Here is a 16,118-nt window from a genome sequence, read left to right as displayed (position 1 = left end):
TTATCGCCGCTGCGCTTCGCGTTCGAGCGTATCCCTGCCGATGATCTTCAGGCTGGCGCCGCCCTTGAAGGGCAGCGCTTCCTCGCTGCCCGCCGTCTGGATGCCGGCCGAGACGCCGATTTCTGCCGTCACGTCGACGAATTCCGTACGGAACATGCGCAGCTCGGTGTGCTTGATGACGCTTTGCAGCGCAATCGACTGGCCCGGCGCGATGGGGGTGAAGGCGCGCTTGAGCGCGTGATTGGCCAGGCCCGTCTTCAATACCTGGCTTTGTTCGCTCGCGTTGTCGATCAGGCGCATATTGGGTCCCCGCGCTTGCATGTACTGGAGCGGATAGCCGACTTCCCCATTGCCGATATTCTTGATGACCACCTCGATGCGCATGTCGCTGCCCGTGAAAATGCAGGCTGGATTATCGATGCAGTGGGCGCTGATGGAGAGGATGTCGTTCGGCATGGCGTTTCCTGGGAGTTGTAGGGACACTGCGAGCAGTGCGATTAGGAGCCGTTCAGGATGATATCGCATTTGATCTGCCGTCCTATTTTCGTCCGTAGCAAGTCCTGCACTTCGATGGCGATCTGCCAGGCATGCCGGTCACGGATGACGATGGAGCCGGCCGAGTTCATGATGTTGGCAGCGGCCGGTTCCGGTTCCTCATCGTCCGAGAGCGAAGGCACGGGCGCATCCCAGCTGCCGTCCGGCTTCTTGTATTTGACGGTCTCGTCGTCTCCTTCCACATACGAGTACTCATCCGGCAGGCCATAGCAGTGACCGAATTCATGGGCGTGTGTCTGGCCATCGGTCGAGGCGGACACGTCGATGATGGTCCCCGTCACGCTTTCGCGGTCGTAGCGTTTGTGGATCTGCATGACGTAGTGCTCGTTGCTCTCCACATAAACGACGCGGTAGATGATGGGCAGGGTGCGCGTGCCGCATTCCGGATCGCTGATTTTCATCTGGAATTTATTGTTCCAGTGGCTTTCCAGCCCTGTGGTGGCGATGCCCTTGACGTACTTGATGACGGCGGCGCGTTGCTTGGCCCGCGTGGCGGCCTGCGGGGTACCCTTCTCGCGGTCTTCCAGCGCCTGGTCGGCCGGCTCGAGCACCGTGATCACCTTGACGCGCAATTCGGCGATGATGCCGGTATTCGACTTGACGGGCACGTAGATCTTGTAGCGCACGGTGTCGAAATAGTTATGCGGCGCGCCAGTGGCGCCGAAGGTGTTGTTGTAGCGCGGCACGCTGGAGACGCTAATCTCCTTTTCATAGTCGGCGATCCAGCAGGCGGGGCGCTTGATCAGCACTTCCTTGCGCTGCTTGTTGTCGACGGGGCTGGTGCTGGAGGTACCCGTTGCCTTGAATTTCGGTTCGGGGTTGGGCGGCGCCTTGGCCGTCGTGCCGGGCGCGGGCGCCTTGGCGCGCGTGTCCGAGCTGGGTGCAGGAGCCTGGTCTGGGCCGTTCTCCGTCTCGGGCAACTGGCCCGGCGACTTGAGCAGTTCGATCACCAGCGCCTCGACGGCGGCAGCGGCCACGATGTGGGTCAGGCCCCTGGCGTCCGTCATGCCCGTTTCGATGCTGCCATCGGCGCGCTTGACGCGATACGGCTGGCGCGCCATCAGTTCGCCCGTGTCGCGGTCTTTCAGCACGAAGCCTTCGTCGAACAGTTTCAAGCGGCTGTCCGGCAACGGCGGCAGGCCGGCCGCGGCGCTGGCGCCGCCATTGAAGAGATGCTGCCCGCCCTTGACCGTAAAATGGCCGGGGCAGCGGAAGGTGATGTCGCCGCCTTCGAGCGTGATCGAGGATTGTCCCGCCTGCAGGACGATTTTCTGGTTGGCCTTGATGTCGATGCTATCGCTCACGGAGATCACCGTGACGGCTTGATCGGCGAGGATTTCCAGCTGGTCGGTATGCGCTTCGAGCGAGACGGGACCATTGCCAGCGACGGCCTTGATGCCGCCTTCCTGGCTGAACAGCGTGGCCGCGTTGGCCGCCACCGAGGCGACCGTCTGGCCGGCCGTCATGTGCAGGTCGGCCTGCGCCGTCCAGTGCAGCTGCTGGCCCGCGAATATCACCGTCGACGCGGGCGTGGCCCAGTTGATGCTGCTGGGCGACTCCATCAGCACCAGCGGCTGGGCGTAGCGTTCCACGGGCTGGGCCGCATCGGGCGCGCGCGTGCCGCTGCCCGCCTTGCTGGCTTCCTGGCCGCCGACACTGGCCTGGTACTTGCCATCCTGCTGCGGGTCGATCTGCTTCGCCATGTCCAGCTGCGCCTGGTTCGCATCCTTGCTGACGAGGGCTTTTTGCTGGCTTGCCGATGTCGCCACGGTCTTGCTCAGTTCACAGGCGCCGCGCAGCAGGGCCAGCGCCTCCCTGGTGTCGAGCTGGCTCGACGCCACGCCAGCGCCCTGGCGCGCGCGCGCCGTGGTCGAGAGCAGCACGCCTTCGCCGGCGCGCAACATGGCCCAGGCATCGGTGCGCAACTCAAAGCCGCTGCCGCGGTAGCTGCCCCGTTGCGCCGAACTGGCGCCTTGCTGCACCAGGTAGCCCAGATTGAGCTCGGTGGCGGCGCTGCTCGAAGCGAGCCGGGTGCGCAGCTGGCCCTGGGTATCGTCCAGCACCCACTGGTTGTAGCCGGCGCCGTCGAAATTGTGGCTGTGCATGCCCGACAGGACGCCCGCGTGGTTGACGCCCGAATCCTCGCCGGCCGCATACGGCGGCGTGTCGCTGCCCGTGTAGAGCTGGGCGACGACCAGCGGGCGGTCCATGTCGCCTTCGATGAAGTCGACCAGCACTTCGGTGCCGAGGCGCGGCGTGAATTGCGAACCCCAGTTCGGGCCAGCCAGCGCTTCGGCCACGCGCACCCAGGCGCCGGACGCCTCGTTGCCGGGCGCGTTGCCCTGCTGGTCGGTGTTGTGCGCCAGGCCGCCCGGATTGGCGGCGCTGCCGCGTTGCCAGGCAAACTGGATGCGCACCTGGTGGTCGCGGCCCGTGGTGGCCACGCTGTCGGCCAGGCCCACCACCAGCGCCGTCTGCGGACCCAGCGCCACGGCCGGCGCGCGCGCGGCCGTGGCGCGCGGCACGATGGCCACGCTGGCGCGCACGCAGCCGAAGCGGTTGCGGTAGGTGCCCGGTTCGATCTGGCCGGCGATCCAGTCGGCCACGCCGCCCAGGCCGGCCGTCCTGGCCAGCTTCGACAGCATGTCGCCCAGACTGGCGCCGGCCGGTCCCGTATTGTTGCGCGCCTGGTGCTCGGCCCACAGCACGGTGAAGGCGTTGGCGCCATCGGCATGCTGCTCGTGCTGCAGCAGGCGCATGGCGTGGCCGGCGGCCAGGCGGCGCACGGTACCGGCGCCGTCGAACTGCTTGTTGTCCAGTTCCAGGGCTTGCAGCATGCGCTCGCTGTGCGGCCCGGCCGCCGCGCGGTCGGCGTGCAGGCGCTCGCCGGCGCCGTCATACACGGCCAGCTGCGGCAATTGCCCGGCCTCCAGGCTGGAGACTTGCTCGGCGGCGGAGGCCGTCACCTGCGCCGGGTCCCAGCTGCTGATGCTGACGGCGTTCGATTGCACCTGGCGGCGCGCGCCGAAGCGGTCGATGGCGTCGTCCGTATCGGTGGCGCGCACGCCGTGAAAGCGCATGTCGGCGCCGCCCGGCGTCTGCGGCGCGGTGGCCTTGCTGTCGAAGATCACCAGTTTGTGCCTGGCCTGGGCCTGGCCATCGCCGCTGTCCTGCGCGCCGCCGGGCTGGTCGTGCTCGAAGCGCCAGCTCAGGCCTTCGGCAGCGAGCAGGCGCGCGAAGAAATCGAAGTCGCTTTCGCGGTACTGGGTGCAGATGGCGCGCGTGGCCAGCGCCTGGCTGACATCGAATGCGAAGCGCAGCTGCGGGTAGTCGGCCAGCAGCTCGGTGACGATGTCGCGCGCATTCTTGTCCTGGAAAATGTAACTGTCGCGGCGCAGCTGCAGCAGGGCCAGGGCCGGCTCGAGGCGCAGCCGGTAGCGCGCCACGCCGCCGTCGGCGCCCAGCCAGGCGCAATCGGTGCAGATGCCGTGCCAGGCGCGCTGGCTGCCGTCGGGCTGCAGCAGGCACAGCGTCATTTCCTCGCCGATGAAGGAGGCCAGGTCCAGGCTGGCCGCGGTGCTCAGGGCATCGACCTCGAAGCGGAACAGTTCATTGACGGCCTCGCGGCCTTCGAACTGTTCCGCCATCAGCGATTCCGGCTGCCCGGATTGCTGGGCCGTGGCCAGGGTGATAAGCCGTGCGTGCTGGCTCAGGCCCGTGCCGAACTGGCCCGTTGCCGCGGGGGTTTGTTGTGCGTCGCCCATCACGGCAGGGTAATGCTCAGGTTAGCCACGCGCGGCGCCAGCTTGACGATGTCGTTGTAGGCATTGATCTGCGCTTGCGTCTGTTTGGCCAGCATGGTGCGCAGGCCCAGGTAGCCCAGTGCGCAGATCAGGGCGAACACCGAGCACAGCACCCATGGCGGCACGTTGTTGCGCAGCTTGTGGATGATCTGGTCGGGCCGCTCCGCATGCGGGGCGAAGCCGGTTTTCTTGCCCTTCATCTGGGCGATTTCGTCGCCCAGGCGCGCCGTCAGGTAATTGAGTTTTTCCGGGCCTTCGAGGATGTAGCGGCCCTGGAAACCCAGCAGCAGGCACATGTGGAAGACTTCGAGCGCCTGCAGGTGCGCGCTGCCGCGCGCGCGCAGTGCTTCGAGACGGATGAAGAAGTTTTCGCCGGCCAGCTGGTCGCCGAACAGCACCAGCTGCAACGGCCGCCGCGCCCATTCGTCGCGGATGCTGTAGGGCGAACGCAGGATGATTTCATCGACGGCCGCACAGAACGCATATTTGGCGGCGTCGATGTCGTCCGCCGACGCGCCCTGTTTTTTCGCGCCGCGGCTGAACTCATCGAGGAAGTGCGTCATCTTGCTGATGAAATCGGCATTGTCTTGCGGTCCGCTGCCGTTCTTCAGCATGAACAGGGCGTAAAAACCGTCGTACATCAAGTCCATCAAGGTGTGTTCGGTGCCGGGGCCGGCAGCCATGCTGGCGGCATAGGCGGCCTGGCTGCCGGACATCAGGGAAGGGGGGGCGCTGGAGTGCATCGTTGGACCTCAGGAAGTGACGGCAACAAGTTCGAGTTTCAGTTCACGCATGCCGGAAGGGACATACACCAGCAGCGACTGCGCCTGCAGCATGCGTTCGTACATCTGGCCCTTGGCCTCGATGGTGAAATAAAACATGTCGGGGCGCACCGGCACGGCGGCCGGCACCTGCGGCGCATGCTGCAGGCGCACCCCGGGCAGGGCGGACAGGACGAATTTTTCCACGTCGTCCGGCGCGCCCACCTTGAAGCGCAGCGGCACCACGTCGACCAGTTCCACGCCGGCCATGTCGGCGGACACGCCCAGGTAGAACGCCGTCTTGGCATCGATCTTTTCCGAGTCCAGCTTGCCGTGATGGTAGGACGGCTTGGTTTCCGTCAGCGCGATGGCGAAATATTTCGACGAGATCACGGTGTCGAGCAATTCGCGGATCATGGCGTGCAGCTGGGCGAACGACGGTCCGGGATCGGCATGCCGGTACGGAGGCAGGTCGGCAAGCGCATGGCTGCGTGAAAAGGTCATCAAGCCGCCCGCCAGGGCCAGCAGCTGCTCGTACAGGCGCTCCGGATGCAGCGCCGGATGATGGAAGTAATGGCTGAGCGAGGCGTAGGCCGCGCTGGCCGTGTGCAGCAGCCAGAACGAGGACATGTCGCCGGAGCGAAATTCGATCACGCTCTTGCTCGGTTCGCGGTGATGCCCATACAGCGCGTTGACCTTGGCTTGCAGCGCGTCGATCAGGCGGCGCAGTTGCAGGAACAGCAGGGGCGCGCTGCGGATGGACAGGCTGGGGGGCACGAAGGCCGGATCCTGCTCGAAGCCGCCCGTCGACAGGCGCCGCAGGCGCAGCAGGGGGAAGCTGACGTAGGAATCGCGCGGTTCGGCATCGGCGACCAGGCGCAGGGTTTTTTTCAGGTAGGTCAGTTCGGCCTGCGCGGCCTGGGTGTACAGGTCCGGCGTGCTGAGATTGGCCTGGGCGTAGCGCGCCGCGTTGTTGGGCTGGCCGCTGGCGGCGAAGTTGCCGCCGAATGGCTTGAAAGCCGGCAAGGCGGCGTGGAAGGTCACAGATTGCAGCGACGACGGCAAGTTGCCCAGATCGAGTGCGTCGGGCAGGTCATCGCTTCCGGCGGCGTTGTAGATTTCGCCGTCCTGGAAGACCAGCGACAGTTCCAGCAGGCGCAAGCTGTTGTTGGCCAGCGCATCGCGGTCGATCTGCAACTGGTTCACGCCCCACGCGTACGGGTGCAGCGCCTTGACGCTCTCGTGCAGGCGCTGTTCGTGGTACTGGTCTTGCTGCTGGAAATGCTGGGGCCGCAGGAACAGCCCTTCGCCCCATAACAATTTGTTTGCCATGCTCATGAATTGCCCTCTATGCCAGACACAGTGAGGCGCGCGGCAGCGACTGAAAATCATGCTTCGCATCGCGCAACTTGGTGCTTTTTTCGCAACTGCAAGAACCTTAACATTATCTTGAAGAATGGTGCGTACGGTACGTTTTTAGCGTGAGTAGTGTGAGTTTTCGCGTATTTTCTATCGAACGCAGTGAATTTTGAAATCATGCTACGCTCCGAAAAATAAACAATTAGCAACTATAAAAAGCAACTTTTCAATCGCCAAAACCGTCTTCTTTTTTGAAGGAAAGCTCAATATGACACGCCCGGTTTCGCTACGCACGCTTGCAGTTATCGCCTGTGCTTTTACCCTCAGCGCCTGCAGTACGGCGCCGGTGGCCAAGCTGCCGCCCGTCGTGGCGCCGACGCTGGAAGAGCTGATGGCCAAGGCCACGCAGGCGGTGGACACGGGCAACAAGGCGGCGGCGCTGGCGCTGTGGCAGGAGGCGGCCGCCGCGGCGCCCGCCGACAAGCAGCCCTGGGTGCGCATGGCGCAAAGCCGCTACGATGCGGGCCAGTATGGTGAAGCCATCCTCAATGCCCAGGAAGTGCTGGTGCGCGATCCTGCCGACAAGCTGGCCAACAGCGTGATCGCCATCAGCGGACTGCGCCTGTCGACGCGGGCGCTGGCCGACCTGAGCCGCCAGAACAACCTGTCCGGTCCGCTGCGCGCGGAATCGCAGGACTTGGCCAAGCTGCTGCGCGAGAGCCTGGGCGAAACCGTGCTGGTGCCGCCGCCGGACAAGCCGCCCGTGCGCGCGTCGCGCAAGCAGCCAAGCAAGCGCACTGCCGATGAGGGCAGCGCCAATCCATTCAACGCCCTGAAGTAGCCAGCCAGGCACAGGTACGCCGCAGTTCAACAGGCGCATCGCCGATGCCGCCAATATTTGGGAAGGGGATGTCATGTCGAAAAAAGATAGTGTGCAGAAGCGCTTGCAAAAGGTACGCCCGCCACGCGTGCAGATGACCTATGACGTCGAGATCGGCGACGCCATCGAAAACAAGGAGCTGCCCTTCGTGGTGGGCGTGGTGGGCGATTTTGGCGGTAATTCCGAACTCGAGCAGAAGCGCCTGAAGGACCGCAAGTTCGTCGATATCGACCGCGACAATTTCGATGAAGTGATGAAGGGCATCGAGCCGCGCGCCACCTTCCGCGTGCCGAATGAACTGGGCGCCGCTGGCGGCCAGTTCGGTGTCGAGCTGAAATTTCGCGCGATCGCCGATTTCCGCCCGGAAGCGGTGGTCGAGCAGGTCGAGCCGCTGCGCAAGCTGCTCGAGGCGCGCACCAAGCTGGCCGACCTGCGCAACAAGCTGGCCGGCAACGACAAACTGGAAGACATCCTGAATGACGTGCTCAACAGCACGGAAAAACTGGCCCAGCTGGAACAACATTCCCACGTCAGGAAAGATTGATATGTCCGCACAACTGACCCCCGCATTGAGCGCTGCCGGCGCCGCCGAAATCGACTTGCTCGACCAGATCGTCGAGCAGAGCAAGGTGGCCAAGTCCAGCGTCGAACACGCCCGCGCCAAGGATCTGATTTCCGAACTGGTCAGCCAGGTCATGGATGGCACGGTGGTGGTATCGAACAACCTGGCCGCCACCATCGATGCCCGCGTGGCCGAACTGGACCAGCTCATTTCCGCGCAGCTCAGCGCCATCATGCACGCGCCCGAATTCCAGAAGCTGGAAAGCAGCTGGACGGGCCTGCACTACCTGGTGAAGAACACGGCCACCGGCACGAATCTGAAAATCAAGATGATGAACGCGACCAAGCGCGAGCTGGTCAAGGATTTCCAGAGCGCGCTGGAGTTCGACCAGTCGACCATGTTCAAGAAGGTCTACGAAGAGGAATTCGGCACCTTTGGCGGCGCGCCGTTCGGCACCTTGCTGGGCGACTTCGAATTCAGCCGCCAGCCGGAAGACATGTATTTCATCGAGCAGATGTCGCACGTGGCCGCCGCCGCGCACGCGCCGTTCATCTCGTCCGCGTCGCCGGAACTGTTTGGGCTGGAAAGCTACAGCGACCTGGGCAAGCCGCGCGACCTGGCCAAGGTCTTCGACACGGTCGAGTATGCGAAGTGGAAATCCTTGCGCGAATCGGAAGATTCGCGCTACGTGGGCCTGACCTTGCCCCGCTTCCTGGGCCGGCTGCCGTTCAATCCGCTCGATGGCGCCACGGTCGACGGCTTCAATTTCGTCGAGGACGTCGACGGCACCGACCACCAGAAATACCTGTGGTGCAACGCCGCCTACGCGTTCGGCACCAAGCTGACGGCCGCCTTCGAGGATTACGGCTGGTGCGCGGCGATCCGCGGCGTGGAGGGGGGCGGCCTGGTGGAAGACTTGCCGACGCATACCTTCAAGACGGACGAGGGCGAGGTGGCGCTGAAATGCCCGACCGAGATCGCCATCACGGACCGCCGCGAAAAGGAATTGAGCGACCTGGGCTTCATCTCCCTCGTGCACTGCAAGAACACGGACTATGCCGCGTTTTTTGGCGCCCAGTCGGCGCAGAAGGCGAAAAAATACAATACCGACGCCGCCAACGCGAACGCCGTGCTGTCGGCGCAGCTGCAATACATCTTCGCCGTGTCGCGCATCGCCCACTACATGAAGGCCATGATGCGCGACAAGATCGGCAGCTTCGCCGCCGCCTCCAACGTGGAAGATTTCCTCAACCGCTGGCTGACGCAGTACGTGCTGCTCGACGATAACGCCAGCCAGGAACAGAAGGCCCAGTTTCCCCTGCGCGAAGCCTCGGTGCAGGTGGCGGAAGTGCCGGGCCGGCCCGGCGTGTACCGCGCCGTGTCCTTCCTGCGTCCGCATTTCCAGCTCGACGAATTGTCCGTTTCACTCCGTTTGGTCGCGGAGCTTCCGCAGTCGACCAAATCGTAATGTATTTTTCTTCACACCCTTGAAAGGAATAACATGGCAATCGACGTATACTTGCAAATTGATGGCATCAAAGGCGAATCCACGGATAACAGCCACAAAGATTGGATCGAATGCAAGTCGGTCCAGTGGCAGGTGTTGCAACCCAAATCGGCGACCGCCTCGACGGGCGGTGGCCATACCGCCGAACGTACCGAGCACAAGGATATCGTCATCGCCAAGATGGCCGATCTCGCCAGCCCCTTGCTGCTGCAAACTTGCTCTTCTGGCAAGACCATCCCGAAAGCCAAGCTCGAGTTCCTGCGCGCCGATGGCCAGGGCGAGCGCATCAAGTACTTCGAGATCGAACTGGAGAATGTGATGATCAGCAGCGTGGCGCCATCGGTGGCCGCAGGCGACATTCTCGGCGAGGACCTGGCACTCAAGTATTCGAAGGTCAAGTGGAAGTACACGCAGCAAAAAGTGGGTGGCGGTTCGGGCGGCAACACCTCCGGCGGCTGGGACCTGTCGGCGAACAAGACAGCCTGACCGCATCTGACCGCGTACGCCAGCGGCGCGCTGCCGCCGCTGGCTTTCCTGGCCGCCGGCAGCGGCGTCCACGCCACCCATGAAACGGGAAGCCCATGAAAGGTTTTACGCCGGGCCTGTTCGACCGCCTGATGGATACGCCCGTGCACGGCGCCTCCAGCGGTACCGTCTCGCGCCTCTCGCTCGAGGACTTGAAAGACACCGTGGCGCGCGACCTCGAAGCGCTGCTCAACACGCGCGCCGTGCTGCCCGAGGCGCTGCTCAAACCCTTTCCCGAGTGCGGCAAGTCGATCATCACGTACGGCTTGAATGATTTCGCCGGGCTTAGCCTGTCGAGCACGGACGACCGCGCCTATATCTGTCAGTGCCTGGAAAAGGCCATCGCCCGCCACGAGCCGCGCTTGCGCCAGGTGCGCGCATCGCTGGAAATCGAGGAAGGCTCGATCAATCGCCTCAATTTCGCCATCAGCGCGCTGCTGGTGGTGCATGCGGCGCACGAACCGGTCAGCTTCGACGCTATCCTGCAGCCTTCCAGCCTGCATTACACGATCAGCAAGGGGCGCCGCGCCGCGTCCGCGGGAGCCTGACCTTGGATGAATTGCTGCCCTATTACGAGCGCGAACTGGGTTTCCTGCGCCGCTATTCGCGCGAGTTTTCCGAGCGCTACCCGAAGATCGCCGGCCGCCTGCTGATGGGCGGCGAGGTGTGCGAAGACCCGCACATCGAGCGCATGATCCAGTCGTTCGCGCTGCTCAATTCGCGCATCTCGAAGCGCATCGACGACGATTATCCCGAATTTACCGAAGCGCTGTTCGAAGTGCTGTATCCGCATTACCTGCGGCCATTTCCCTCGTGCTCGATCGCGCGCATGGATTACGGCGCCGCAGCGGCGCAGCTGACGGCGCCTGCGGAAATCGCCCGCGGCACGGAGCTGACGACGCGCCCCGTGAAAGGTGTGGCCTGCACCTTCCGTACCGCCTATCCCGTGACGGTGGCGCCGCTGGCGCTCACGCATGCGGCTTTTTCCGCCATCATCGAGGCGCCGGAACAGGTGCTGCTGCCGGCGAATGCCACCTCGGGCGTGCGCATCACCATCGAGTCGAGCGCCGCGCAGCTGTCGCTGGGCCAGCTGGGACTGGCGTCGCTGCGCGTGTTCATCGATGGCCAGCCCTCGTTTTGCGCGGCGCTGCGCGACGCCCTGTTCATGCGCACCGTGAAGGCCTATGTTGAGGCGGACGGCAGCGGCAGCTGGGTCGCGCTCGACGGCATTCCCGTGCGCAGCGCCGGCTTTGCCGAGGACGATGCACTGATCCCGTTTTCCGCCCGCTCCCATCCGGCCTACCGGCTGCTGACCGAGTATTTCTGCTTTCCCGAAAAATTCAATTTCTTCGACATCGACCTGGGTGCGCTGTGCGCCGCGCTGCCGTCCGGCAGCCGCCGCATCACCTTGCACCTGGCGCTGAGCGGCTTGCGCACCGATTCGAACACGGCACGCCTGCTGGGGACGATGAACACGCACAACCTGCTGCTGGGCTGCACGCCGGTGGTCAACCTGTTCCGCCAGCGCGGTGAGCCCATCCGCCTCACGCACACGGCCGCCAGCTACCCCGTGCTGGCCGATGCGCGCCGCGCGTATGCGTTCGAGGTGCAGGCTATCGACTCGGTCAAGCTGGTGCGGCAGACGCCGCAGGGCGAATCCGTGGTGGAATTCCGCCCATTCTATTCGCTGCGCCATGGCGAGACCCCGGCCAGGGATGGCCACTACTGGGTCATGCGGCGCGACGAGATCATCGCCAGCAAGAGTCCCGGCTACGAGATGCAGATCTCGATTGTCGACATCGATTTCGATCCGGCCGCGGTGGAAACGGACACGCTCAGCCTGGAGCTGAGCTGCACCAACCGCGACTTGCCGGCGCAGCTGACCTACGGCTTGCACGGCGGCGACCTGTTTCTCGAAGGTGGCTCCAGCGTGCGCAGCATCAGCCTGCTGCGCAAACCCAGCGAGTCGCACCGTTTCGAACGGGGCAGGGGCGCCCACTGGCGTTTGATTTCGCATCTGTCGCTGAATCACCTGTCGCTGGCCGGCAGCGGCCTGGAAGCGTTCCAGGAAATGCTGGCCCTGTACGACTTGCCGCGCTCGGCCACGTCGCAGCGGCAAATCCGCGGCATCACGGCCATCGCCCACCAGGCCGCCAATGCCTGGCTGCCAGGCAATCCCTTCGCTTGCCTGGTGCGCGGCGTCGAAGTGCGGCTGACGATAGATGAAGAGGCCTTCGTCGGCAGCGGCATCCACGCCTTTGCGCATGTGATCGAGTGCTTCCTGGGCTTGTATGTGCATGCGAACAGCTTCACGCAGCTGGTGGTGCTGGCAAAAAAATCAGGAGAGGAGCTGTGGCGATGCAAACCACGCAGCGGCGATTCGAGCCTAGTGTAATCGAGCGCCTGTTTGCCCAGCCTTGCCGCTTCCAGTACTTCCAGGCGGTACGCATGCTGGAGCTTTGGCTCAGGCGCAATGGCTTGCCGCACGACGATGCGGTGGCCAGTTTCCTGCGCTTCCAGAATTCCGTCTCGCTCGACTTCGCCCCCAGCCAGATCGAAGCGCTGGCGCCCGAACCGCGCGAACTGGCCACGGACGCCAACGCCCTGGGCGCGGCGCTGCGCAGCGCCCAGCTGAAATACGTGCGCGTCACGCCGGCCTTCATGGGCTTTCTCGGCGTGGCCGGCGCGCTGCCGCTGCACTATACGGAACGCATCGCCACGCACCAGCTGTATGAAAAGGACGAGGGGCCGCGCGCCTTCCTCGACACGTTCTCGAACCGCGCCCTAGCCCTGTTCTATGAGGCCTGGCGCAAGTACCGGCTGGAGCTCAAGTACCAGCTCGACGGCAAGGACCAGTTCCTGCCGCTGCTGCTGTCGTTGGCAGGGCTGGGCAACGCCTCGTTGCGCCAGCGCCTGGCGGGGGACGGCACGGGCGTGCTCGACGAATCGGTGGGCTACTTTGCCGCCGCCATGCGCCACCGGCCGCCGTCGGCCGTGATGATTGGCCAGGTGCTGTCCGAGTATTTCGGGCAGCGCATCGCCGTCAGCCAGTTTGTCGGCTGCTGGTACGACGTGCCGCGCGAGCAGCAAAGCACGCTGGGCGGCAGCAACGCCGTGCTGGGCGCTACCGCCATGGTCGGTGCGCGCGTCTGGCAGCGCGACCTGCGCCTGCGGCTGACCATCGGCCCCCTGGCCCGCCGCCACTTCGACGCTTTCCTGCCCGGCGGCGCGGCCGCCCTCGCGCTTGAGAAAATGCTCGCCATGTTCACCGGCCTGTGCCTGGAATACGAAGTGCAGCTGGTGCTGCGCGCCGCCGATGTGCAGGGCATGGTGCTGACAGTGCCGCGCAGCGGCGGGCGGCTGGGCTGGGACAGTTTCCTGATCACCGGCGGCGAGGCGTGCGACCGCGCCGATGTCCGCTATGAACTGCATGCGCCGGCTTGAGCGCGCCACTCCACCGATTTCGCCAACCATCACCCGACAAGGACCGCCGCCCCATGAGCATTAACCTGAAAACCCTGATCAGCAAGTTGAACGACACCTGCCGCACGGCCGCCACGCGCGCGGCCAGTCTGTGCGTCGGGCTGGGGCAGTATGAAGTCGACCTGGAGCATGTCTTTCTCGCCTTGCTGGAGCAGCCGCGCAGCGATTTCGTGCTGATTGCCCGCAGGAGCGGCGTCAGCGTGAGCATGCTGGAAGCGGATTTGCGCGCCGAAGTGGCGCGCCTGCAGACGGGCAATGCGCGCACGCCCGTATTTTCCGTGCGTCTGCCGAAACTGTTCGAACATGCCTGGCTGATCGCTTCGCTCGATTTGCGGGCCGGGCGGCAGGTGAGCATCCGAAGCGGTCATTTGCTGCAGGCGCTGCTGACCGAGCCGGAACTGGCGCAGCTGGCCTACCGGGGCTCGGCGCTGTTCCACGAATTCAAGCTCGACGAGATCAAGCACGGACTCGACAAGCTGACCGAGGGTTCGCAGGAAGCCGGCGAGGCGGCTGCAGGGCAGGAGGGGGCGGGCGATGCCGGCGGCGATCCCGTGGGCGAATTGGCCGGCGCGGCGACGGCGTCGAAAACGCCGGCGCTGGACCAGTTCACCGTCAACCTGACGGCGCGCGCGCGCGCCGGCAAGGTCGATCCCGTGATCGGGCGCGACATGGAAATCCGCCAGGCGATCGATATCCTGATGCGGCGGCGCCAGAACAACCCCATCTTGACGGGCGAGGCCGGGGTCGGCAAGACGGCCGTGGTGGAGGGCCTGGCGCTGCGCATCGTGCAGGGCGACGTGCCCGACATCCTGCAGGGCGTGGAAATCCACACGCTGGACATGGGCCTGCTGCAGGCCGGCGCCAGCGTCAAGGGCGAGTTCGAGAACCGCCTGAAAAACGTCATCGCCGAAGTGGGCAAGAGCGCGCACGCCATCATCCTCTTCATCGACGAGGCGCACACGATGATCGGCGCCGGCGGCAGCGCCGGCCAGAATGACGCGGCCAACTTGCTGAAACCGGCACTGGCGCGCGGCGAGCTGCGCACCATCGCCGCCACCACCTGGGGCGAATACAAAAAGTATTTTGAAAAGGATGCCGCGCTGGCGCGCCGCTTCCAGGTCGTCAAGATCGAGGAACCGAGCGAAGAGCTGGCGTGCGCCATGTTGCGCGGCATGGCGCCGCTGATGGAACAGCATTTCAAGGTGCGCATCTTCGACGAGGCGATCACCGAAGCCGTGCGCCTGTCGCACCGCTACATCGCGGGCCGCCAGCTGCCGGACAAGGCCATCAGCGTGCTCGATACGGCCTGCGCCAGGGTGGCGCTGGGACAGAGCGCTACGCCGGCCCTGCTCGACAGCGTGGCGCGCCGGCGCGAGCGCATCGATGCGGAAGCTTCGGCCCTGGCGCGCGAGGAGAGCGGCGGCGCGCGCCATGGCGCGCGGCTGCAGCAACTCGACGCCGAACGCGGTGCCGCCACGCAGGAACACGCGCAGCTGGCCGCGCGCTGGGATGGCGAAAAGGCGCTGTCGGAACAGATCCAGGCGATCCGCCGGCAACTTGAGGAGGGCAAGCCGGCCGACGCGGGCCAGGGGCGCGAGCTGCTGGCGCTGCAGGCCGAGCTGGCGTTGCTGCAGGGCGAGACGCCGCTGGTGCCTGTGCAGGTCGACGGCCACGTGGTGGCGGAAATCGTCGCCGGCTGGACCGGCATCCCGCTGGGCAAGATGGTCAAGGATGAACTCAAGACGGTGCTGCGGCTGAAGGATTTGCTGCAGGAGCGCGTGCTGGGCCAGCCCCACGCGATCGAGGCGGTGGCGCAGCGCGTGCGCACGGCGCGCGCGAACCTGGACGACCCGGACAAGCCGAAGGGCGTGTTCCTGTTCGTCGGCCCGTCCGGCATCGGCAAGACGGAAACGGCGCTGGCGCTGGCCGACGTGCTGTACGGCGGCGAGCGCAAGCTCATCTCCATCAACATGAGCGAATACCAGGAAGCCCACAGCGTCTCGGGGCTGAAGGGTTCGCCGCCCGGCTATGTCGGCTATGGCGAAGGGGGCGTGCTGACCGAGGCGGTGCGCCGCAATCCGTACAGCGTGCTGCTGCTCGACGAGGTGGAAAAGGCGCATCCTGATGTCATGGAGCTGTTCTTCCAGGTCTTCGACAAGGGCGTGATGGACGATGCCGAGGGACGCGAGATCGATTTCAAGAATACCATCATCATCCTGACCTCGAACGTGGCGTCGGCCACCATGATGCAGGCGTGCCTGAACCTGCCGCAAGAGCAGCTGCCGACGCCGGAGCAGCTGGAGCTGGCCATCCGCCCGCAGCTGCTGAAGGTCTTCAAGCCCGCGTTCCTTGGGCGCCTGAAGGTGATTCCCTATTATCCGCTCGGCGACGATGTGCTGGCCCGTATCATCGGCCTGAAGCTGAGCCGGATCGCGGCCCGCATCGCCGCCAATCACCAGGCCGAATTCCTCTACGACGAGGCGCTGGTCGAGGCGGTGCTGGCGCGCTGCACCGAAGTCGATTCGGGCGCGCGCAATGTCGACAATATCCTGAATGGCAGCCTGCTGCCGGAAATCGCCGAAGCCGTGCTGGCGCGCATGGCGGAAGGGCAGGGCATCAGCCGCATCAAGGCCAGCGCCGGCAAGCAGGGGCAGTTCCGGTACACGATCAAATAGGCGTCTAG

General features: G+C 64.9%; 12 protein-coding genes. 8 read left to right on the top strand and 4 right to left on the bottom strand.

Annotation, left to right across the window (positions count from 1 at the left end):
- The 4 genes from O3298_RS17610 to tssK are packed head-to-tail and all read right to left on the bottom strand — an operon-like array spanning position 1 to position 6,457.
- Positions 1–456, bottom strand: coding sequence for a hypothetical protein (locus tag O3298_RS17610; RefSeq protein ID WP_099664668.1), 456 nt, complete (start codon positions 454–456; stop codon positions 1–3).
- A gap of 41 nt (positions 457–497) precedes the next feature.
- Positions 498–4,319: a type VI secretion system Vgr family protein gene (gene tssI, locus O3298_RS17605; protein WP_305060396.1), complete on the bottom strand. Its 3,822-nt coding sequence runs from the start codon at positions 4,317–4,319 to the stop codon at positions 498–500.
- Positions 4,319–5,101: a type IVB secretion system protein IcmH/DotU gene (gene icmH, locus O3298_RS17600; RefSeq protein WP_099664666.1), complete on the bottom strand. Its 783-nt coding sequence runs from the start codon at positions 5,099–5,101 to the stop codon at positions 4,319–4,321. The genes tssI and icmH overlap by 1 nt, the downstream gene beginning before the upstream one ends.
- 9 nt (positions 5,102–5,110) lie before the next feature.
- Positions 5,111–6,457 carry a type VI secretion system baseplate subunit TssK gene (tssK, locus tag O3298_RS17595; RefSeq protein WP_099664665.1) on the bottom strand — a complete coding sequence of 449 codons (1,347 nt, stop codon included), beginning with the start codon at positions 6,455–6,457 and terminating at the stop codon, positions 5,111–5,113.
- A 289-nt stretch (positions 6,458–6,746) separates the two neighbouring features.
- Here tssK and O3298_RS17590 point away from each other — a divergent pair, with 289 nt between their 5' ends.
- The 8 genes from O3298_RS17590 (at position 6,747) to tssH (ending at position 16,110) form a co-directional block, all read left to right on the top strand.
- The gene (locus tag O3298_RS17590; protein WP_305060126.1) at positions 6,747–7,319 is read left to right on the top strand and encodes a hypothetical protein; all 573 of its coding nucleotides are present in this window, start codon (positions 6,747–6,749) and stop codon (positions 7,317–7,319) included.
- A 73-nt stretch (positions 7,320–7,392) separates the two neighbouring features.
- Positions 7,393–7,902: a type VI secretion system contractile sheath small subunit gene (gene tssB, locus O3298_RS17585; RefSeq protein WP_077402277.1), complete on the top strand. Its 510-nt coding sequence runs from the start codon at positions 7,393–7,395 to the stop codon at positions 7,900–7,902.
- 1 nt (position 7,903) lies between these two features.
- Complete coding sequence (gene tssC, locus O3298_RS17580) at positions 7,904–9,388, top strand: type VI secretion system contractile sheath large subunit (protein WP_099664664.1); 1,485 nt, start codon at positions 7,904–7,906, stop codon at positions 9,386–9,388.
- Positions 9,389–9,421: 33 nt separating this feature from the next.
- Positions 9,422–9,913, top strand: a complete 492-nt coding sequence (locus O3298_RS17575; protein ID WP_035817450.1) for a type VI secretion system tube protein Hcp — start codon at positions 9,422–9,424, stop codon at positions 9,911–9,913.
- Between the two features lie 95 nt (positions 9,914–10,008).
- The gene (tssE, locus tag O3298_RS17570) at positions 10,009–10,500 is read left to right on the top strand and encodes a type VI secretion system baseplate subunit TssE (RefSeq protein WP_305060125.1); all 492 of its coding nucleotides are present in this window, start codon (positions 10,009–10,011) and stop codon (positions 10,498–10,500) included.
- Between the two features lie 2 nt (positions 10,501–10,502).
- Entirely contained in the window at positions 10,503–12,347 is a 1,845-nt protein-coding gene (gene tssF / locus O3298_RS17565; RefSeq protein WP_305060124.1) for a type VI secretion system baseplate subunit TssF, read from the top strand.
- Positions 12,311–13,396: a type VI secretion system baseplate subunit TssG gene (gene tssG / locus O3298_RS17560; RefSeq protein ID WP_305060123.1), complete on the top strand. Its 1,086-nt coding sequence runs from the start codon at positions 12,311–12,313 to the stop codon at positions 13,394–13,396. The genes tssF and tssG overlap by 37 nt, the downstream gene beginning before the upstream one ends.
- Before the next feature lie 53 nt (positions 13,397–13,449).
- Entirely contained in the window at positions 13,450–16,110 is a 2,661-nt protein-coding gene (tssH, locus tag O3298_RS17555) for a type VI secretion system ATPase TssH (protein WP_305060122.1), read from the top strand.
- Positions 16,111–16,118 lie beyond the last annotated feature (8 nt).

This window comes from Janthinobacterium sp. SUN137 (assembly GCF_030587265.1).
GTDB classification, from domain to species: Bacteria; Pseudomonadota; Gammaproteobacteria; order Burkholderiales; family Burkholderiaceae_D; genus Janthinobacterium; species Janthinobacterium kumbetense.
The sequence above is the reverse complement of the archived record's forward strand: the minus strand, read 5'-3'. Positions and strand labels throughout refer to the sequence as shown.

Bases quoted from the DNA above. Each gene is read 5' to 3' on its own strand.
- O3298_RS17610 (WP_099664668.1), bottom strand. From the start codon at position 456: ATGCCGAACGACATCCTCTCCATCAGCGCCCACTGCATCGATAATCCA.
- tssI (WP_305060396.1), bottom strand. From the start codon at position 4,319: ATGGGCGACGCACAACAAACCCCCGCGGCAACGGGCCAGTTCGGCACG.
- icmH (WP_099664666.1), bottom strand. From the start codon at position 5,101: ATGCACTCCAGCGCCCCCCCTTCCCTGATGTCCGGCAGCCAGGCCGCC.
- tssK (WP_099664665.1), bottom strand. From the start codon at position 6,457: ATGAGCATGGCAAACAAATTGTTATGGGGCGAAGGGCTGTTCCTGCGG.
- O3298_RS17590 (WP_305060126.1), top strand. From the start codon at position 6,747: ATGACACGCCCGGTTTCGCTACGCACGCTTGCAGTTATCGCCTGTGCT.
- tssB (WP_077402277.1), top strand. From the start codon at position 7,393: ATGTCGAAAAAAGATAGTGTGCAGAAGCGCTTGCAAAAGGTACGCCCG.
- tssC (WP_099664664.1), top strand. From the start codon at position 7,904: ATGTCCGCACAACTGACCCCCGCATTGAGCGCTGCCGGCGCCGCCGAA.
- O3298_RS17575 (WP_035817450.1), top strand. From the start codon at position 9,422: ATGGCAATCGACGTATACTTGCAAATTGATGGCATCAAAGGCGAATCC.
- tssE (WP_305060125.1), top strand. From the start codon at position 10,009: ATGAAAGGTTTTACGCCGGGCCTGTTCGACCGCCTGATGGATACGCCC.
- tssG (WP_305060123.1), top strand. From the start codon at position 12,311: ATGCAAACCACGCAGCGGCGATTCGAGCCTAGTGTAATCGAGCGCCTG.
- tssH (WP_305060122.1), top strand. From the start codon at position 13,450: ATGAGCATTAACCTGAAAACCCTGATCAGCAAGTTGAACGACACCTGC.